A 15,297-nucleotide genomic window follows, 5' to 3' on the forward strand; every position below is an offset into this window, starting at 1 on the left:
AATGAGCAGAACAACGATGCATATGATTCTCTTGAGATCTATAATGCATCAGGGCATACGCTTAATTTGAAGGATTACAAGATTGGCGAAAAAGTTGATTCAGGTAAAATGGACGACCCGTTATTTACAGGAGATACTGTTTTTACAAATATTAACGACATAACAAAAACTTCAACTATGTGGGGCAATACTGATAAAGAGCCTTCAGAAATACCAATGAAGGCCGGAGAGGCATGGACGGTTTGGGTCAAATACCTTCCTAGTGTAGTAAATTATGATGTAGACAGTTTCAAAGCACTTAATTATGATAATCTTGCAAATGTTGTGCTCTATGCGGATCCTAATAAATCGGTTCTCGCAGAGTGGCCGGCAGACAAGGGACCTACAGCAGCCCCGTCTGATAAATATGATCCTAACAGAAGCAATTTTTATTTGACGAATTTCGGGATTTACGGCACCAGCGATTCAAAACGTATCTTTTTGTATGTATTAAAAAAGACGGCAGAAATTGACGGCTCAAATATTCAGTCAGTCGTCAAAAATCCTGATGATATAGTGTCATATGCTAAATACTATCGTACAAGCTCCGTCGACAGCGGTGCGTCAAATCTGTTAACATATGCGGGCGACGGCTGCATGAAAATGTCGAACAGCAATGTTGATAACAGCATGGGCAAGATTTACAACTGGCAAAAGCCCGTTTATTCTTTTGACAAAGAAGCACCGCAAATCACTTTTAACCCACCGGCTGTTTTATCACCCGGAAGTGCCAATATTACCGCATCAGTTAAAGATGACTATGATCTAAGGGTCGGACGTGTATATTATAAGACTGATTCGATGAGCGATTGGATGTCTGTTGAAGATGATTTTACATTTGACGATTCTAGAGATAAAACTGCTGCGACTTTAACAACAAAGATTCCTCAGGTGAAACTTGATGGCACATCAAAAGTTGAATATTATATCGAGGTTTCAGATGGCGGCGGCAATAAAACGTATGCCGGATCGAGGGATAACCCTTACACTGCTAAAGTAAGTGACCAGGTAGCACCTGTAGTCAGTGATATTTACCCCGCAGACGGAAAGGCGATTTCCGGAATGTTTACCGGCTATGTCTCGGCAAAACTGTCTGATGATTTTGGGATTGATCCGTCTTCCGGAGTTGTTACGATTAAGCAGGGTGACACGGTAGTCCTTAACAGACAAGTTCCGGCCAAGGGCGTGTCTGATATTGGCCTTTGGTGTAATATAAATGACAAGTACTTTTTGCCCGGCAGTTACAAATTAACCGTTTCTGTTAAAGATAAATCCGGAAATATTGCTGAGAATACGACCTCATTTACCTTTAAGGCACCCGAGGCAGGACATATTTATCACATGTCACCCAAGGTGACAAACCTCGGCGAAAATACTACACTATCTGCTGCTATAGGCGAAAGTGCAGATACAATGACACTGCACTATGGACTTGCGGGAAGCGGTAAGTTTGATACGATTGATATGAGTGCAGCAGAAAAAAATGACGGGTATTCTGTATTTACTGCTGACGCGGCTTCGGATAAATTCGCATCTCTTGGGCGTATCGATTACTATTTTACATCCGGTGATGTAACATCTGATACTTACACAGTTTCGACTGACGGTAAGTCTTTCTCTGAATTACTTTCTTCAGATAAACCTTTACGCTGGCTGTTTATAGGGGATAGTATAACGCATAACTTCTCACATACTGGGGCTATGAATAACTATGTTGAGATGCTCGAACAGCGGGTAAAAGTTGAGATGGGCAGATCGAATGACGTATTTGTCAACTCTGGTGTCAGCGGTCAAAAAACTAATGACGTTTTAGTAGGTATTGAGCAGCAAGCTTTGCAGTTTGAGCCGGACGTCATATTTATAAATATCGGCATGAATGACAGAGGGGCAATCAAACCTGATGACATTGCACTATTCAAGTCAAGACTCAACACAATCGTAGACAAGCTTCGCAATATCAACGGAAAAGTTCCGAAAATATGCCTTTTGACTGTTGTTCCCAGAGGCTCAACATACACAATGGATTATATGGCGAATTATGAAACTGTAAATCAGATCTACTATACTCATCTGGATATTGTTCGCGAACAGGGACTTCAGTATGTTGATCTTTTCAAACCGTTTATGTTGGAGCGTGACGTTGACCCGATAAATAACGTAGCTAATTTCCATACAGACCCTACCCATCCGAACCGCAGAGGTCACCTGCTTATGGCAACAAGCATTATGAAGGGCATTGGCATTTACGATCCCAAAAACAGCGCAGTTTGCAGTCTTAACGGGGAAGATTATTTAAACAATGTTGATATAAGACCTGCTGCGAAAATCGATTATTCTTCTGATGGATCAGTAAGCGGAACATTCAAAAAACTTGTAGGCGGATCAATAGACTGGGGTATCATAGGAGCAAATCAAATGCTCGGCATGAGCACCTATACCGGTGGCAGAAGCCTTTCAAGGCAGTTGGAAAACGGCATTAGAAACCGCACATCGACTGCTTCTGTATATGAAAACCGTGTGCTGAACTTCTCGACGGCCGACGCCACGCCAGGATATTTTGCCGAAAATCTTAATACTTTAATCGGACCAAATACTCCAGACAGCAGTCATCCTATTAAATATTACATCATAATGCCGGAAGTTCCGGACGTTTATAAGGATGGATATCAGCATTCGGCCGACAAGGTTGCACAGTATAAGGCAGATGTTACGGCTCTGCTAAGCAAAACTAAAGCTGATCTAAATATTATTGTGACGCCTCCCGCATCCTCTGATGCGAAAATAAATGGCTATCTCGCCGATTATGTTAAGGCGTTGCATGAGATAACTCTTGATGATTCGTCTGCACTTATTGATGTATATAAAACAATGAATGATAATATGAACAATATCCCGTGGCTGTCACGCAACTGGTTCTTACAGGATGGAACAATCAACTATGTTGCTGCACGTGATATTGCGATGATGATTCTTACATCAATAAACGAAAATGGCGGCGATATTTTATATTCTGACCTTTCAACCACATCTTTCAGAGATACCGGAAGCGGAACCCGTTATGATAATATAGCGCCAAGTTACACAACAGACGGTCTTAATACGGTAATCGATGTTTCAAATATTTTAAGCGATAAACTTTACAGCGGAAAAGACTTAACCTTTGCGGTAAGCAGGGAACCAGCAGTTAATACTCATTTTAACAGCGGTGATGACAAACAGATCGCGTATGCAAAAGCAAATGATGGGAAAATAACGATCCGTGAAGGAAAAGCCGGGACATATACCTATCGTGTGTTAGTACAGGATAAAGGACTAACGACAGAACTTAAAGATATTACCGTTACACTTTCAGGGGGGACAGCCGTTACCGATATTGCTCCTGAACATTGGGCATATGATTATGCAATGGGACTTTTGAACGTGGGAATTATAAGCGGTGAGTCAGCAGATAACGGCATATCATTAAGACCTTCCTCTAATATTACCAGAGAGGAAACTGCAAAGATCCTGACCGGCGTGTTTAACCTTCCGGTTGTGACAGGAGAAATTGCAAACGGTGATAATTCATCCGACTGGGCAAAAGATTATCTTGCGACAGTTAATGCAAAAGGCATCATGCTAGGAACAGACGGCATGATGAACGGCCGAAATACAGCGACAAGAGCTGAGGTTGTCGCAATGCTCGGCAGGGCAATGGGTAACTCTGATGCGGATCTTTCTAAGCTTGAGGGATATGCCGATAAAGGAAGTATTCCTGATTGGGCTAAAAGCGGCGCTGCTGTATTAATTAAAGCAGGCGTCATAGGCGGGTATGATGACGGTTGTCTGCATCTTGAACGCAGCATAACACGTGCTGAACTATTTGCAATGGTTTCACGTATCCTAGCCTCTAAATAATAGCTGACATCAAAAGCGGGAGTTAAAAAACTCCCGCTTTTTTGATGCATTAATGCTTATTGTGATTATCAAAAAATTACTATATAATAAATTTAAAGTTTTTAAATTGAGGTCGCTATGAGCAAAAAATACATGCCGTTAAATCTTGCCTCGAATATTATAATGTTTTCGGTCAGCTTTGGTATAAGTTTCTTTTTATCTCCGTTTATTATAGACAGACTGGGAAGGGAAGCTTATGGTTTTATCGGGCTAATTGGAAACTTTATCAGCTATGCCTCAATAGTGACTATAGCGTTAAATTCAATGGCTGGAAGATTTATAACTATAAAAATACACGAAGACGATATGAAATCCGCAAATATTTATTTTAATTCAGTGCTTATAGGAAATTTATTTTTATCTTTGGTCTTTTTAATTATATCTGCAGTGCTTTTAATTAATCTGCAGCTGATATTGCACATCCCGGAACATTTGACTTCTGACGTTAAAACCGCTTTTTTCCTTGCTACAATCGAGTTTATAATCTCGCTAATATCATCTGTTTTTGGAGTTGCAACATTCGTCAGGAATAAACTATACCTCTCATCATGGCGCAGTATTCAGTCGAATATTATTAGGGTTACAGTAATCATTATTTTGTTCACATTGATGCCAGCTAGGATATCATTTTTAAACATAGCTACGTTAACTGCAGCTGTGTTTGTTTTATTCACGAACATACATTTTACTAGAACACTTACGCCAGATATAAAAATCAGTAAAATATACTATAATGCTTGTGCTGTTATTGAACTTTTAAAATGTGGTGTCTGGAATACATTCAGTCGCTTAAGCCAGATTTTAAATACAGGTTTGGATCTGCTTTTAACAAATATTTTCCTTGGCGCTTCTTTAATGGGTACTCTTAATATATCAAAAACACTTCCGACTTATTTCATTACCTTTACCGCGACAATCGTTTCGGTTTTTGCCCCTGAGCTTACAATAGCATATGCGCACAAAAATACCGAACAAATAATAAAAACGACAAAACAGTCGGTAAAGATAATGACTTTCTTCACCAGCCTGTTTTTCGCATTTATTATCATATATTCGAAGCAGTTTTACAAGCTGTGGCTGCCGTCTCAGGATGCGAATTTAATTTATATCCTTACAGTTTTATCCGTGATACATATGCCTTTATCGAGCGGAGTAAACTCACTTTATAATATATTTACTATAACGAATAAAGTTAAAACAAGCTCGCTGGTGCTTTTATCAAGCAGTATATTAAATGTTATAATTGTTGTGACATGTGTTAAAATATTACCTCAAAATGTAGCAATATATGCTGTCGCGGGGATAAGCTCGATGCTTGCGCTGCTTGTGGTTTTATTTTTTACCGTGCCGTTTGCCTCTGCATGTCTTAAAATTTCGTTAAAAACTTTTTACCACGACTTGATTTTGTGTATTATAGGCAATGTAATTGCGTCGCTTATATTTTTAAGCGTGAAATATTTTATTCCGGCAACAAGTTGGACACTGCTGCTCGCAGCGCTTGCAGTAAGCGGAATATTAACTGTAACTGTGAATTTCTTTGTGCTTCTAAATTCAAATGAACGGGCGTTTTTAATAGACAGGTTGCTGAAAAGAGGGCAGGTATGAAGAAGGTTTTATTTATTAATGACTTTCTCAGCGGTGGAGGGACAGAAAATAGCCTTGGTGCTTTAACGGAAGCACTTGCAGACAAGTTTGATATTACAGTTTTAACGATCTACAGGCATAAAGATCCGTACTTAATTTTAGACAGAAGGATAAAATACAAATATTTATTTTTAAAAAGAGAGTGTCCCGATTTTTTATTAAGGCAGTTAAGGAGAGTTAGACGCAGATTATTTATTGCGTTTCATAGATATGATATTGCGGTTTCATATAAAGAGGGACCTTGCGCTAAACTTTGCTCAAAAATAAAATCTTCTAGAAAGTTTGCGTGGATTCACGCTGACTTTTCTACATTTCACTGGACTGATGGCTATTTTAAAAAAGGTGAAGAAAAGCGTTTACTTGAAAGCTTTGATAAAGTAATTGCTGTGTCTGAAAAATCAAAAGACGGGTTAGTTTCAGCAGTTAGAATAGAAAAAGAAAAAATATCGGTAATTCCCAATATTATCGATAAAGAAAAAATCGAAAAGTTATCTAAAGAAAAAGTCAACATAAAAAAGCCTGAAATGCTGCTATTAAGCATAGGAAGACTCGATAGTATTAAGTGCTATGACGGGTACCTTGAAATTTGCAGAAAGCTTTGGAATGAAGGATATCACTTTGAGGTATGGCTAGTGGGCGACGGACCTATGCGCAGCTTGCTAAAGTCATATATTGATAAATTTGGTCTTATAAATGTAAAACTTATAGGTAATATTGAGAATCCATATCCGTATTTAAAAATGGCTGACTGGTTTGTTCATCCTTCGCATAGTGAAGGCTTTGGCATTGTACTTGCTGAAAGTGCTGTGCTCCACGTCCCAATATTATCGACTGATTGCGGTATAGCACGGGAGGTTATAGGTGAAAACGGGGGAATTGTAGTTAATGATGACGCGGCGCTGGAAATGGGGCTGCGCAGGGTTTTGCAAAATAAAGAACTGAAAAAAGATGCTGAAACATATCTGAAAGAACATGAGCCTACTTACGATAAGAATTATGTTGCAGGTATGGTAAAGAAGTTATTTGAGGCGGAAGATATATGAGAGTAGGAATTTTAACTTTTCATATGGCTCATAATTACGGCGCAATGCTTCAGGCGTATGCGCTTTGCCGGACTGTCCGGAGTCTGGGGGTTAAATGCGAGGTCATTGATTATCGTTTGCCTGAGATATACGAATATTATAGAAAAGAAAATCTGGAAGACGCAATAATAAAAAACGGATACCTGATTGGATTGCTGAAGTTTATAAAATGGCATATTACCGGTTACTACAGACGCGATAAAAGGTGGCTTTTATTTCATAGATTTATGACGAATGATATAGGCATATCGGGTAAATGTTTAAGCAAAAAGGAAGATCTATTAAAGCTAGATTATGATGCATACATTTGCGGAAGCGATCAGATATGGAATAAAGACTTGACCGGTGGAATCAAAGGAGAATACTATTGTGATTTTGCAAAAGAATCCGCACTAAAAATCTCTTATGCTGCAAGCCGTGGAGTCAATTTTTTAACTGATGATGAAAAGAATGAGATATTAAAACTATTAAGCAATTTTGATTTTATAAGTGTCAGGGAGGCAGAATTTCAAAAATATTTGTCTGAAAACACAGATTTAGATGTCCGGCTTGTTTTAGACCCGAGTTTGCTTATAACATGCGAGGATTGGAAACAAATTGCTAAGCCGTCAAAATTAAATGATTATGTGCTTATTTACAAAGTTGAAAAAAATGATTTAATATATGAGTTGGCAAGACGCATAGCTAAAGAAAAGAGGCTTGAGATTGTTGAAATTACATATCAAAACGATACAAGCCTTATTGATGTTATACAGCTTGAGAATGTAGGGCCTAAAGAGTTTGTTGGTTTGATTGAGTCTGCTGAATTTGTCATAACAAATTCTTTTCATGGAACCGGTTTTTCGATTTTATTTAATAAGGATTTTTATTGCATACCGCATTCAAAGTTCAGAAGCCGGACAGATTCTCTGCTTTCAGAGCTGGGACTCGGCTCACGCTGTATTACGGATGCTGAAAAATATAATGTAAATGAGCATATAGATTATACGGTCGCTTATAAAAAACTTAATGATTTAAGAAAAATATCTATCAAATTCCTTAAAAATGCTTTATTTAACAGGGAGCAATAGAATGCCGGACTTTTATCTTGATTCTAAAAACAAATCCCAATGTTATGGCTGCGGGGCATGTGCAAATATTTGTCCTAAAGACAGTATAAAGATGAAACAGGACGATGAAGGATTTTTATATCCATCTGTTAACAAGAAAAACTGTATCGAATGCGGGCTTTGCCGAAAAGTTTGTCCTTTCAAAAATACTTTTAGACAAGATATGTTAACTTTTCCTGAGTTTTATGCCGCTTGGGCTTTAGACGAGAATATCCTCATGGATAGCAGCTCAGGGGGTATGTTTCATATAATTTCAGAGCAGTTTTTAAACCGCGGAGGAGTTATAGTTGGGGCAAAATTTGATGATGATTTTAATGTAATACACGATGTGGCAGAAACAAGAAAAGAAAGAGATCTGTTTAAAAGGTCTAAGTACGTCCAGAGCGAAAAAAAAGACATATACAAGGAAGTTCGCAGATATTTAAAAAACGGTGTTCCTGTTTTATTTACAGGAACACCATGTGAAGTTCAGGGACTTTACGGTTTTCTAGGCGGCGATGACGAAAATCTTTGCACTATTGATTTTGTTTGCAGCGGCGTTCCAAGCCCATTAATATTTGATAAATTTAAGAAAGAACTTGAAAACAGAAATGCTTCTAAAATTAAGAGCATCAATTTTAGAAGCAAGAAAAACGGTTGGGATAAGGCAACATTCGAAGCTGAGTTTGAAAATAATAGTAAAATTAGTTTGCCGCTTAAAGATACTTCTTTTGGAAGGCTGTTTTCAAACGGACTTTCCATTCGTCCTTGTTGTTATGAATGCAACTTTTCTACAAAAGAAAGGAAATCTGACATAACTATAGGCGATTTTTGGGGTATACAAAATATAGATGAATCACTGCTTAATAACAACAGGGGAGTTTCGCTTTTGATAATTAACAGCGGAAAGGGGATTGACATTCTTTCAGGGATAAAAGAACAGTTGTTTTTAAGAAAATGCAGTATAAATGAGGCTATGCAGCCAAGGCTGCATACTCCTCCCGCATATTACGGTGATCGTGAAAGCCTATTTGATTGTATTAAAAAGTTTGACTGCTCAAGGTCGGCGGATTTTGCCATCAGTGGGAAATGCAGATTGGTTTTTAAAATAAAAAGAAAAATAAAGTATTTATACAATAAAGCGAGGGCAATATAATGGCACAGGCAGTAAAAACAAATGCGATGAGAATTTTAGAAAAAGCTAAAATCGATTATTCTGTATTTACATACGATTCTGATGAATTTTTAGACGGCGTAACGGTTGCAGGAATGGTAAATAAACCTGTTGAAACTGTATTCAAAACGCTTTTAACAGTTGGCGCCGGCAACAATGTGTATGTTTTTGTTATCCCTGTCGCGGCGACACTTGACATGAAAGCCGCCGCTCGTGCGGTTTCTGAAAAATCTGTTTCCATGCTGCCTGTTGCAAAAATTACTGCTGTCAGTGGGTACATCAAAGGAGGCTGTTCTCCAATTGGAATGAAAAAACAGTATGCTACTGTTATTGATGAATCCGCGCGTGACTTGAAACTTATTACATTCAGCGCCGGAAAACGAGGTATGCAGCTTGAAACATCGCCTGAGGATCTTGCAAAAGTCGTAGGTGCAACTTTTACAGCTGTAATAGAAAAGGATTGATTTTCGCATAATAACACTGAGGTGATAAATATGCCTAAAGACAGTCAGCCAGACAACAAAAAGGCACGTATAGAAAAAGCTGATGGAAAAACGCCTATTACTGCTGAAAGCAAAAATAACAGCAGAAACGCCAAAAAACAATCTATAAAACACAACGATGTGTAAAGGAGCATTATGGCTAAAGCAGGAATGCGCAGACCCGATCCCAGAGAACCTCATGGAACGGAATCAGATATAAGAATGAATATCCCTAAAAATGATGTAAAACCGGTTCCTGAAATAAAGGGAAAATCTAAGCGCGGGCATGAAAAAGCAAAACCAATGTAAAAAGCCGTGAGATTAACCCTCACGGCTTCAAGCTTTACAGACACATTAATGCATAAGAGAAATTGAACTTCCCTGTTTTTATTTTATTTCAAATTGTTTAATATCTTCAAAGAAAGTATCAACATTATCTCCATATGCAGTAAGCTTTATTGGCTTTGTAAGGTCTAAACTAAATATGCCCATAATGGATTTTGCATCAACGACATATCTGCCGGAAGTAAGGTCAATATCAAAGTCATATTTCGATACAATAGCAACAAACGCCTTGACGTCAATTATTGAATTGAGCAATACGTTAGTAGTTTTCATGCTAATCATCCCCCTAAAAATAAAATGGTTATTTATTTGTGGCATTTATACTGTTATAATATCAGAGAAACAAACAAAAAACAAGGGTAAATGTAAATTTCCTAATGCGGAGGGAAATTAATGAAAGCAGCAGTTTTGACTTTGGGTTGCAAGGTCAACCAGTATGAGTCTGACGTAATAATGCAAAGGCTTGTAGATGAAGGATTTAAAATAGTAGATTTTGATGATTTGGCCGATGTTTATATTGTAAATACATGTTCGGTTACCGCGGTCAGTGATAAAAAGTCGAGACAGGCGTTAAGAAGAGCGAAAAAACAAAATCCTGAGGCAGTCGTTATAGCAGCGGGATGCTATCCCCAGATTGCTAAACAGGAACTTGCTTCAATGGAAGAAATTGATATCTGTGTTGGAACTGAAAATAAATACGATCTTGTAAAACTTGCGAAAGAAGAACTTAAGAACCGCAGAAAAATAATTGATATTCCAGACAATAGAGATTATATTCCGTATGAAATCGATTTTATTACAGAAACTTACTCGCATACCCGTGCACATATCAAAATTGAAGACGGATGCAACAACTTTTGCTCTTACTGCATAATACCATACACCCGCGGCAGAGTAAGGTCAAAGCTCATAAGCGATGCGGTGAGTGAATTTTACGGACTTGCTGAAAAAGGATATAAAGAGATAGTGCTGACCGGCATTGAGGTTTCTTCTTACGGACACGATACGGGTGAACAACTTATAGACCTGCTTGAAGGACTAAATACAGCCGCAAGGAATTATCCTGACCTTAGGGTAAGGCTTTCTTCACTTGAGCCCCGTATCGTTACAGAAGAATTTACAGAAAAATTATCTGCGCTCGAGCGGATATGTCCCCAGTATCATCTATCCCTTCAAAGCGGAAGCGATGCGGTTTTAAAGCGTATGAACCGAAAATACAGCGTTTCAGATTATTACCGCGCACTCATTATGCTGCGAGAGGCAAGAGAAGAGGCAATGTTTACAACAGACGTTATCGTAGGCTTTCCGGGTGAAACAGGGGAGGAATTTTTAGAGACATGCTCTTTTGTGCGTGAAGCGGAATTTCTGAAAGTGCACGTTTTTCCATACTCAGTGAGACCGGGCACAAAAGCTGCGGAAATGGATGGACAAATCACAAAAGAACAAAAAGAAAAAAGGGTTCATTTTTTAGATAATGTATCTAAAAGCATACGTGCTGAAATTATTGAGAAGCAAAAAGGAAAAACATTTGATGTTTTGTTTGAAAGCGAAATCGGGACAGATATGTATGAAGGATTTTCCGAGAATTATATTCCGATAAGAGCCGCAAGCAAAACTGATATCCGGGGAAAGGTTCTTAAAGTACGCATTTCAAAGTCGGAAGATGACTTTTGTTATGGAGTTATAGAAACCGTTTAATTAAGCTTCTATTTTTATAAAGATTTTACATTGTTTTTAACCTTAATATTTGATATTCTATATATATAATTATATATTAAATATAAGGGGTAGCTTTATGGTTTATCGGATATACTCTGAAAAAAAGGCCGGATATAACGTTGAAGCACAGGCAATCTGTAAGGATTTAAACCAAAATCTTCAGATTGCTTCTGTTATTTCTGTACGTATCTTTAACCGCTATGATGTCGAGGGCATTTCAGCCGAAGTTTTTGAACTTGCTAAAAATTCCGTATTCAGTGAGCCGCCTGTAGACGATACATACGCTGAATTGCCGGAAATCATCGGTTCGCACAGGATCTTTGCATCGGAATATCTGCCCGGTCAGTTTGACCAACGCGCTGCATCAGCGGCAGAATGTATCGAGCTTATTACGTGTGAGGAACGCCCGATTGTCAGGACTGCACGTATTTACGTACTGAAAGGTGAAATCAGCGACAGTGATTTCATTGCAATAAAGGATTATCTTATTAACAAGGTTGAAAGCCGCGAGGCTTCGCTTTCCACATATGAAACACTAAAGCAAAAACTGGACATTCCAAGCGAAGTTGAGACCCTGACTGGATTTAATTCATTAAATGAAACCAAAATAGAGGAATTTTTATCTTCTCATGGTCTTGCTATGGATAAGCAGGACCTTTTATTCTGTCAGAAATATTTCAGAGATACAGAACACAGAGATCCAACCATTACAGAGATACGCGTCCTTGATACTTATTGGTCTGATCACTGCCGTCATACGACCTTTCTGACTGAAATCGAAAATATAGATATCAAGGCTCAGTACATCAAAAAAGCTTTTGAAAAATATGAAAACATCCGCAAAACGTTATATGTCAGCCGCAAAAAGCCTATGACATTAATGGATATTGCAACGATCGGTGCTAAAGAACTGAAGCGTCAAGGTATCTTAAAGAACCTTGATGAAAGCGATGAAATAAACGCCTGCTCAGTAAAAGTTAAAGTTAACATTGATGGGAAGCCGCAGGATTATGTGTTGATGTTTAAAAACGAAACACACAATCATCCGACGGAAATAGAGCCGTTCGGCGGCGCGGCAACCTGTCTTGGCGGCGCTATACGAGATCCTCTGTCCGGGCGTTCATACGTATACCACGCAATGCGCATAACAGGCGCGGGCGATCCAAGAGAAGCTGTTTCAGAGACGCTTCCAGGCAAGCTTCCTCAGAAAAAGCTTACAACAACCGCGGCGGCAGGCTTTTCATCTTATGGCAATCAAATCGGGCTTGCGACGGGATATGTTAATGAGGTTTATCACGACGGTTATATCGCAAAACGTCTTGAGACAGGAGCAGTAATAGGAGCTGCACCGATAGACAATATTAGGCGTGAGGAACCTGTAAAAGGCGACATTATAATTTTGCTTGGCGGCAGGACAGGCCGTGACGGCTGCGGCGGCGCAACCGGCTCGTCAAAATCTCATACCGCTGAATCCCTTGCTACATGCGGAGCTGAGGTTCAAAAGGGCAATCCGCCTGTTGAACGTAAAATTCAAAGATTGTTCAGAAAAAAAGAAGTTACATCTTTAATCAAACGCTGTAACGATTTCGGCGCCGGCGGTGTATCCGTCGCTATAGGCGAACTTGCCGACGGGCTTATTATCGATCTATCAAAGGTGCCAAAAAAGTATGACGGACTTGATGGAACTGAACTTGCTATTTCAGAATCGCAGGAGAGAATGGCGGTTGTCGTCTCATCCGAAGATGCTGACAGATTTATAGATCTTGCAAACTTTGAAAATCTCGAGGCTACAAAGGTTGCGGAAGTTACCGACGATGAACGGCTTACAATGCTTTGGAACGGCAAGGAAATCGTCAGCATTTCAAGGGAGTTCATAAATACTAATGGTGCGCCTAAGTATACAGATGTTGTTATAGACAATCCTAAGATCGATAAACTGTTTGAAGAAAAATCAAACGGTTCTATTAAAGACAAATGGATATCAACTCTAACTGACCTTAACGTTTGCTCACAGAAAGGGCTTGTTGAGCGTTTTGATTCAACTATCGGTGCCGGAAGCGTCACATTGCCTTATGGCGGCAAATACCAGCTCACACCGTCACCGTTTATGGCTGCCAAGTTTCCTGCCTTAAAAGGAGAGAGCACAACAGCTTCCGTAATGGCATACGGTTTTAATCCAAATGTAAGCTCTCAGAGCCCATATCATGGTGCGCTTTATGCAGTAGTTGAATCTGTCTCACGTCTTGTCGCGGCTGGCTGCTCATATGAACAGGCTTACCTTACACTCCAGGAATTCTTCCCACGCACAAATGGGGTTCCGTCAAGATGGGGGCTGCCTTTTGCGGCTCTTCTAGGAGCATTGACTGCCCAGCTCGAACTTGGCACAGGCGCAATCGGCGGAAAAGACAGCATGTCGGGTACCTTTGAGCATATTGATGTGCCACCGACGCTGATATCATTTGCTGTATCAACATTAGAGGCAGATAAGATAATAACCGCTGAATTTAAAAAAGCGGGAAGCAGCGTTTATTTGATAAGTCCTTCATACGATCAAGACAAATTAATAGACTTTGAAAGCCTTAAAACTAATTTCAAATATATAAATAAACTTGCAGGTTCTGGCGACATTAGTGCCGCCTACGCATTATCCACAGGCGGAATCGCTGAAGCTGTGTCTAAAATGGCTTTTGGTAATAAATTCGGTTTTGTGTTTGACAAGGGCTTTGATACCTCATTACTGTTTAAGCAGAATTATGGTGCAATCCTTGTTGAGTCGGATAAGGAAATTAACGGTGTAAAGGTAGGAACCGTTACAGAAACAGGGCATATTGCTGTTGAAAATGAAGATATCGATCTCGAAGAAATACTGAGTAAATACGAAAACGTATTTGAAAAAGTGTTCCCAACTAGGGCAAAACAGGACTTAAACAGTGCCAAGGATTATACCTTTACAGGCAGAAGCACTGCCGTGCCGTCTAACAAAGTCGCAGAGCCGCGTGTTGTTATTCCTGTATTCCCCGGAACAAACTGCGAATATGACAGTGCTAAAGCTTTTGAGAGGGCAGGCGGAAAAGCTGATATTTTTGTAATAAATACTCTTTCGCCCGAAAGGCTTGCAGAATCAATTAAAGAACTTGAAAAACTCATCCGTCAAAGCCAGATAGTTATGCTTCCGGGTGGATTTTCGGGCGGTGACGAGCCTGAGGGCAGTGCGAAATTTATTGCCGCAATATTCAGAAACGAACGCATCCGCGACGCGGTCACCGAACTGCTTGAACAACGTGACGGTCTCATGCTTGGTATCTGCAACGGATTTCAGGCGCTTATAAAACTTGGACTTGTACCTTTCGGCCGCATAACAGAGCTAAAATCCGATTCTCCAACATTAACATTCAATAATATCGGTCGTCATCAGTCGATGATGGTAAATACGAAAGTGTCTTCAGTAAAATCGCCGTGGCTTTCACTATGCAATGCGGGCGATATTCATACAATCGCCATTTCACACGGCGAGGGCAGATTTGTTGCGCCTGCAGAGACAATACGCAAGCTTGCCGAAAATGGTCAAATTGCAACCCAATATGTCGGTCTTGACGGTAAGCCGACAATGGATATGCCGTTCAATCCTAATGGCTCGATAGACGCAATCGAAGGCATAACAAGTCCTGACGGAAGGGTATTCGGCAAAATGGCTCACAGTGAGCGTGTGGGCAGTTATGTTGCCAAGAACATTATTGGAAATAAAGATCAGAAAATATTTGAAGCGGGGATACAATATTTCAAATAAG

The 15,297-nt window shown here is 39.5% G+C and carries 11 protein-coding genes; 10 read left to right on the plus strand and 1 reads right to left on the minus strand.

Annotated features, from left to right (window positions below):
- The 8 genes from Q8865_03355 to Q8865_03390 form a co-directional block, all read left to right on the plus strand.
- Positions 1-3,936: GDSL-type esterase/lipase family protein (locus tag Q8865_03355; GenBank protein ID MDP4152468.1), on the plus strand; the 3,936-nt coding region annotated here is incomplete at its 5' end.
- 117 nt (positions 3,937-4,053) lie between these two features.
- The gene (locus Q8865_03360; protein MDP4152469.1) at positions 4,054-5,580 is read left to right on the plus strand and encodes a hypothetical protein; all 1,527 of its coding nucleotides are present in this window, start codon (positions 4,054-4,056) and stop codon (positions 5,578-5,580) included.
- Positions 5,577-6,662 carry a glycosyltransferase gene (locus tag Q8865_03365; GenBank protein ID MDP4152470.1) on the plus strand — a complete coding sequence of 362 codons (1,086 nt, stop codon included), beginning with the start codon at positions 5,577-5,579 and terminating at the stop codon, positions 6,660-6,662. Before Q8865_03360 ends, Q8865_03365 begins: the two co-directional genes overlap by 4 nt.
- On the plus strand, positions 6,659-7,771 hold the full coding sequence (locus Q8865_03370) for a polysaccharide pyruvyl transferase family protein (GenBank protein ID MDP4152471.1): 1,113 nt from the start codon (positions 6,659-6,661) through the stop codon (positions 7,769-7,771). Before Q8865_03365 ends, Q8865_03370 begins: the two co-directional genes overlap by 4 nt.
- Position 7,772: 1 nt before the next feature.
- Positions 7,773-8,945, plus strand: a complete 1,173-nt coding sequence (locus tag Q8865_03375; GenBank protein ID MDP4152472.1) for a Coenzyme F420 hydrogenase/dehydrogenase, beta subunit C-terminal domain — start codon at positions 7,773-7,775, stop codon at positions 8,943-8,945.
- Positions 8,945-9,427: a Cys-tRNA(Pro) deacylase gene (ybaK, locus tag Q8865_03380; GenBank protein MDP4152473.1), complete on the plus strand. Its 483-nt coding sequence runs from the start codon at positions 8,945-8,947 to the stop codon at positions 9,425-9,427. Before Q8865_03375 ends, ybaK begins: the two co-directional genes overlap by 1 nt.
- Before the next feature lie 30 nt (positions 9,428-9,457).
- On the plus strand, positions 9,458-9,592 hold the full coding sequence (locus Q8865_03385) for a hypothetical protein (GenBank protein ID MDP4152474.1): 135 nt from the start codon (positions 9,458-9,460) through the stop codon (positions 9,590-9,592).
- A 9-nt stretch (positions 9,593-9,601) separates the two neighbouring features.
- On the plus strand, positions 9,602-9,754 hold the full coding sequence (locus Q8865_03390; protein MDP4152475.1) for a hypothetical protein: 153 nt from the start codon (positions 9,602-9,604) through the stop codon (positions 9,752-9,754).
- A gap of 78 nt (positions 9,755-9,832) precedes the next feature.
- Here the strand turns inward: Q8865_03390 and Q8865_03395 are convergent, their stop codons facing one another.
- Positions 9,833-10,063: an HPr family phosphocarrier protein gene (locus tag Q8865_03395; protein ID MDP4152476.1), complete on the minus strand. Its 231-nt coding sequence runs from the start codon at positions 10,061-10,063 to the stop codon at positions 9,833-9,835.
- A 120-nt stretch (positions 10,064-10,183) separates the two neighbouring features.
- Here Q8865_03395 and mtaB point away from each other — a divergent pair, with 120 nt between their 5' ends.
- Complete coding sequence (gene mtaB / locus Q8865_03400; GenBank protein ID MDP4152477.1) at positions 10,184-11,488, plus strand: tRNA (N(6)-L-threonylcarbamoyladenosine(37)-C(2))-methylthiotransferase MtaB; 1,305 nt, start codon at positions 10,184-10,186, stop codon at positions 11,486-11,488.
- Between the two features lie 97 nt (positions 11,489-11,585).
- Entirely contained in the window at positions 11,586-15,296 is a 3,711-nt protein-coding gene (locus Q8865_03405) for a phosphoribosylformylglycinamidine synthase (GenBank protein ID MDP4152478.1), read from the plus strand.
- Position 15,297 lies beyond the last annotated feature (1 nt).

The organism is Bacillota bacterium (assembly GCA_030705925.1).
Classification (GTDB): Bacteria; Bacillota; Clostridia; order Oscillospirales; family Feifaniaceae; genus JAUZPM01.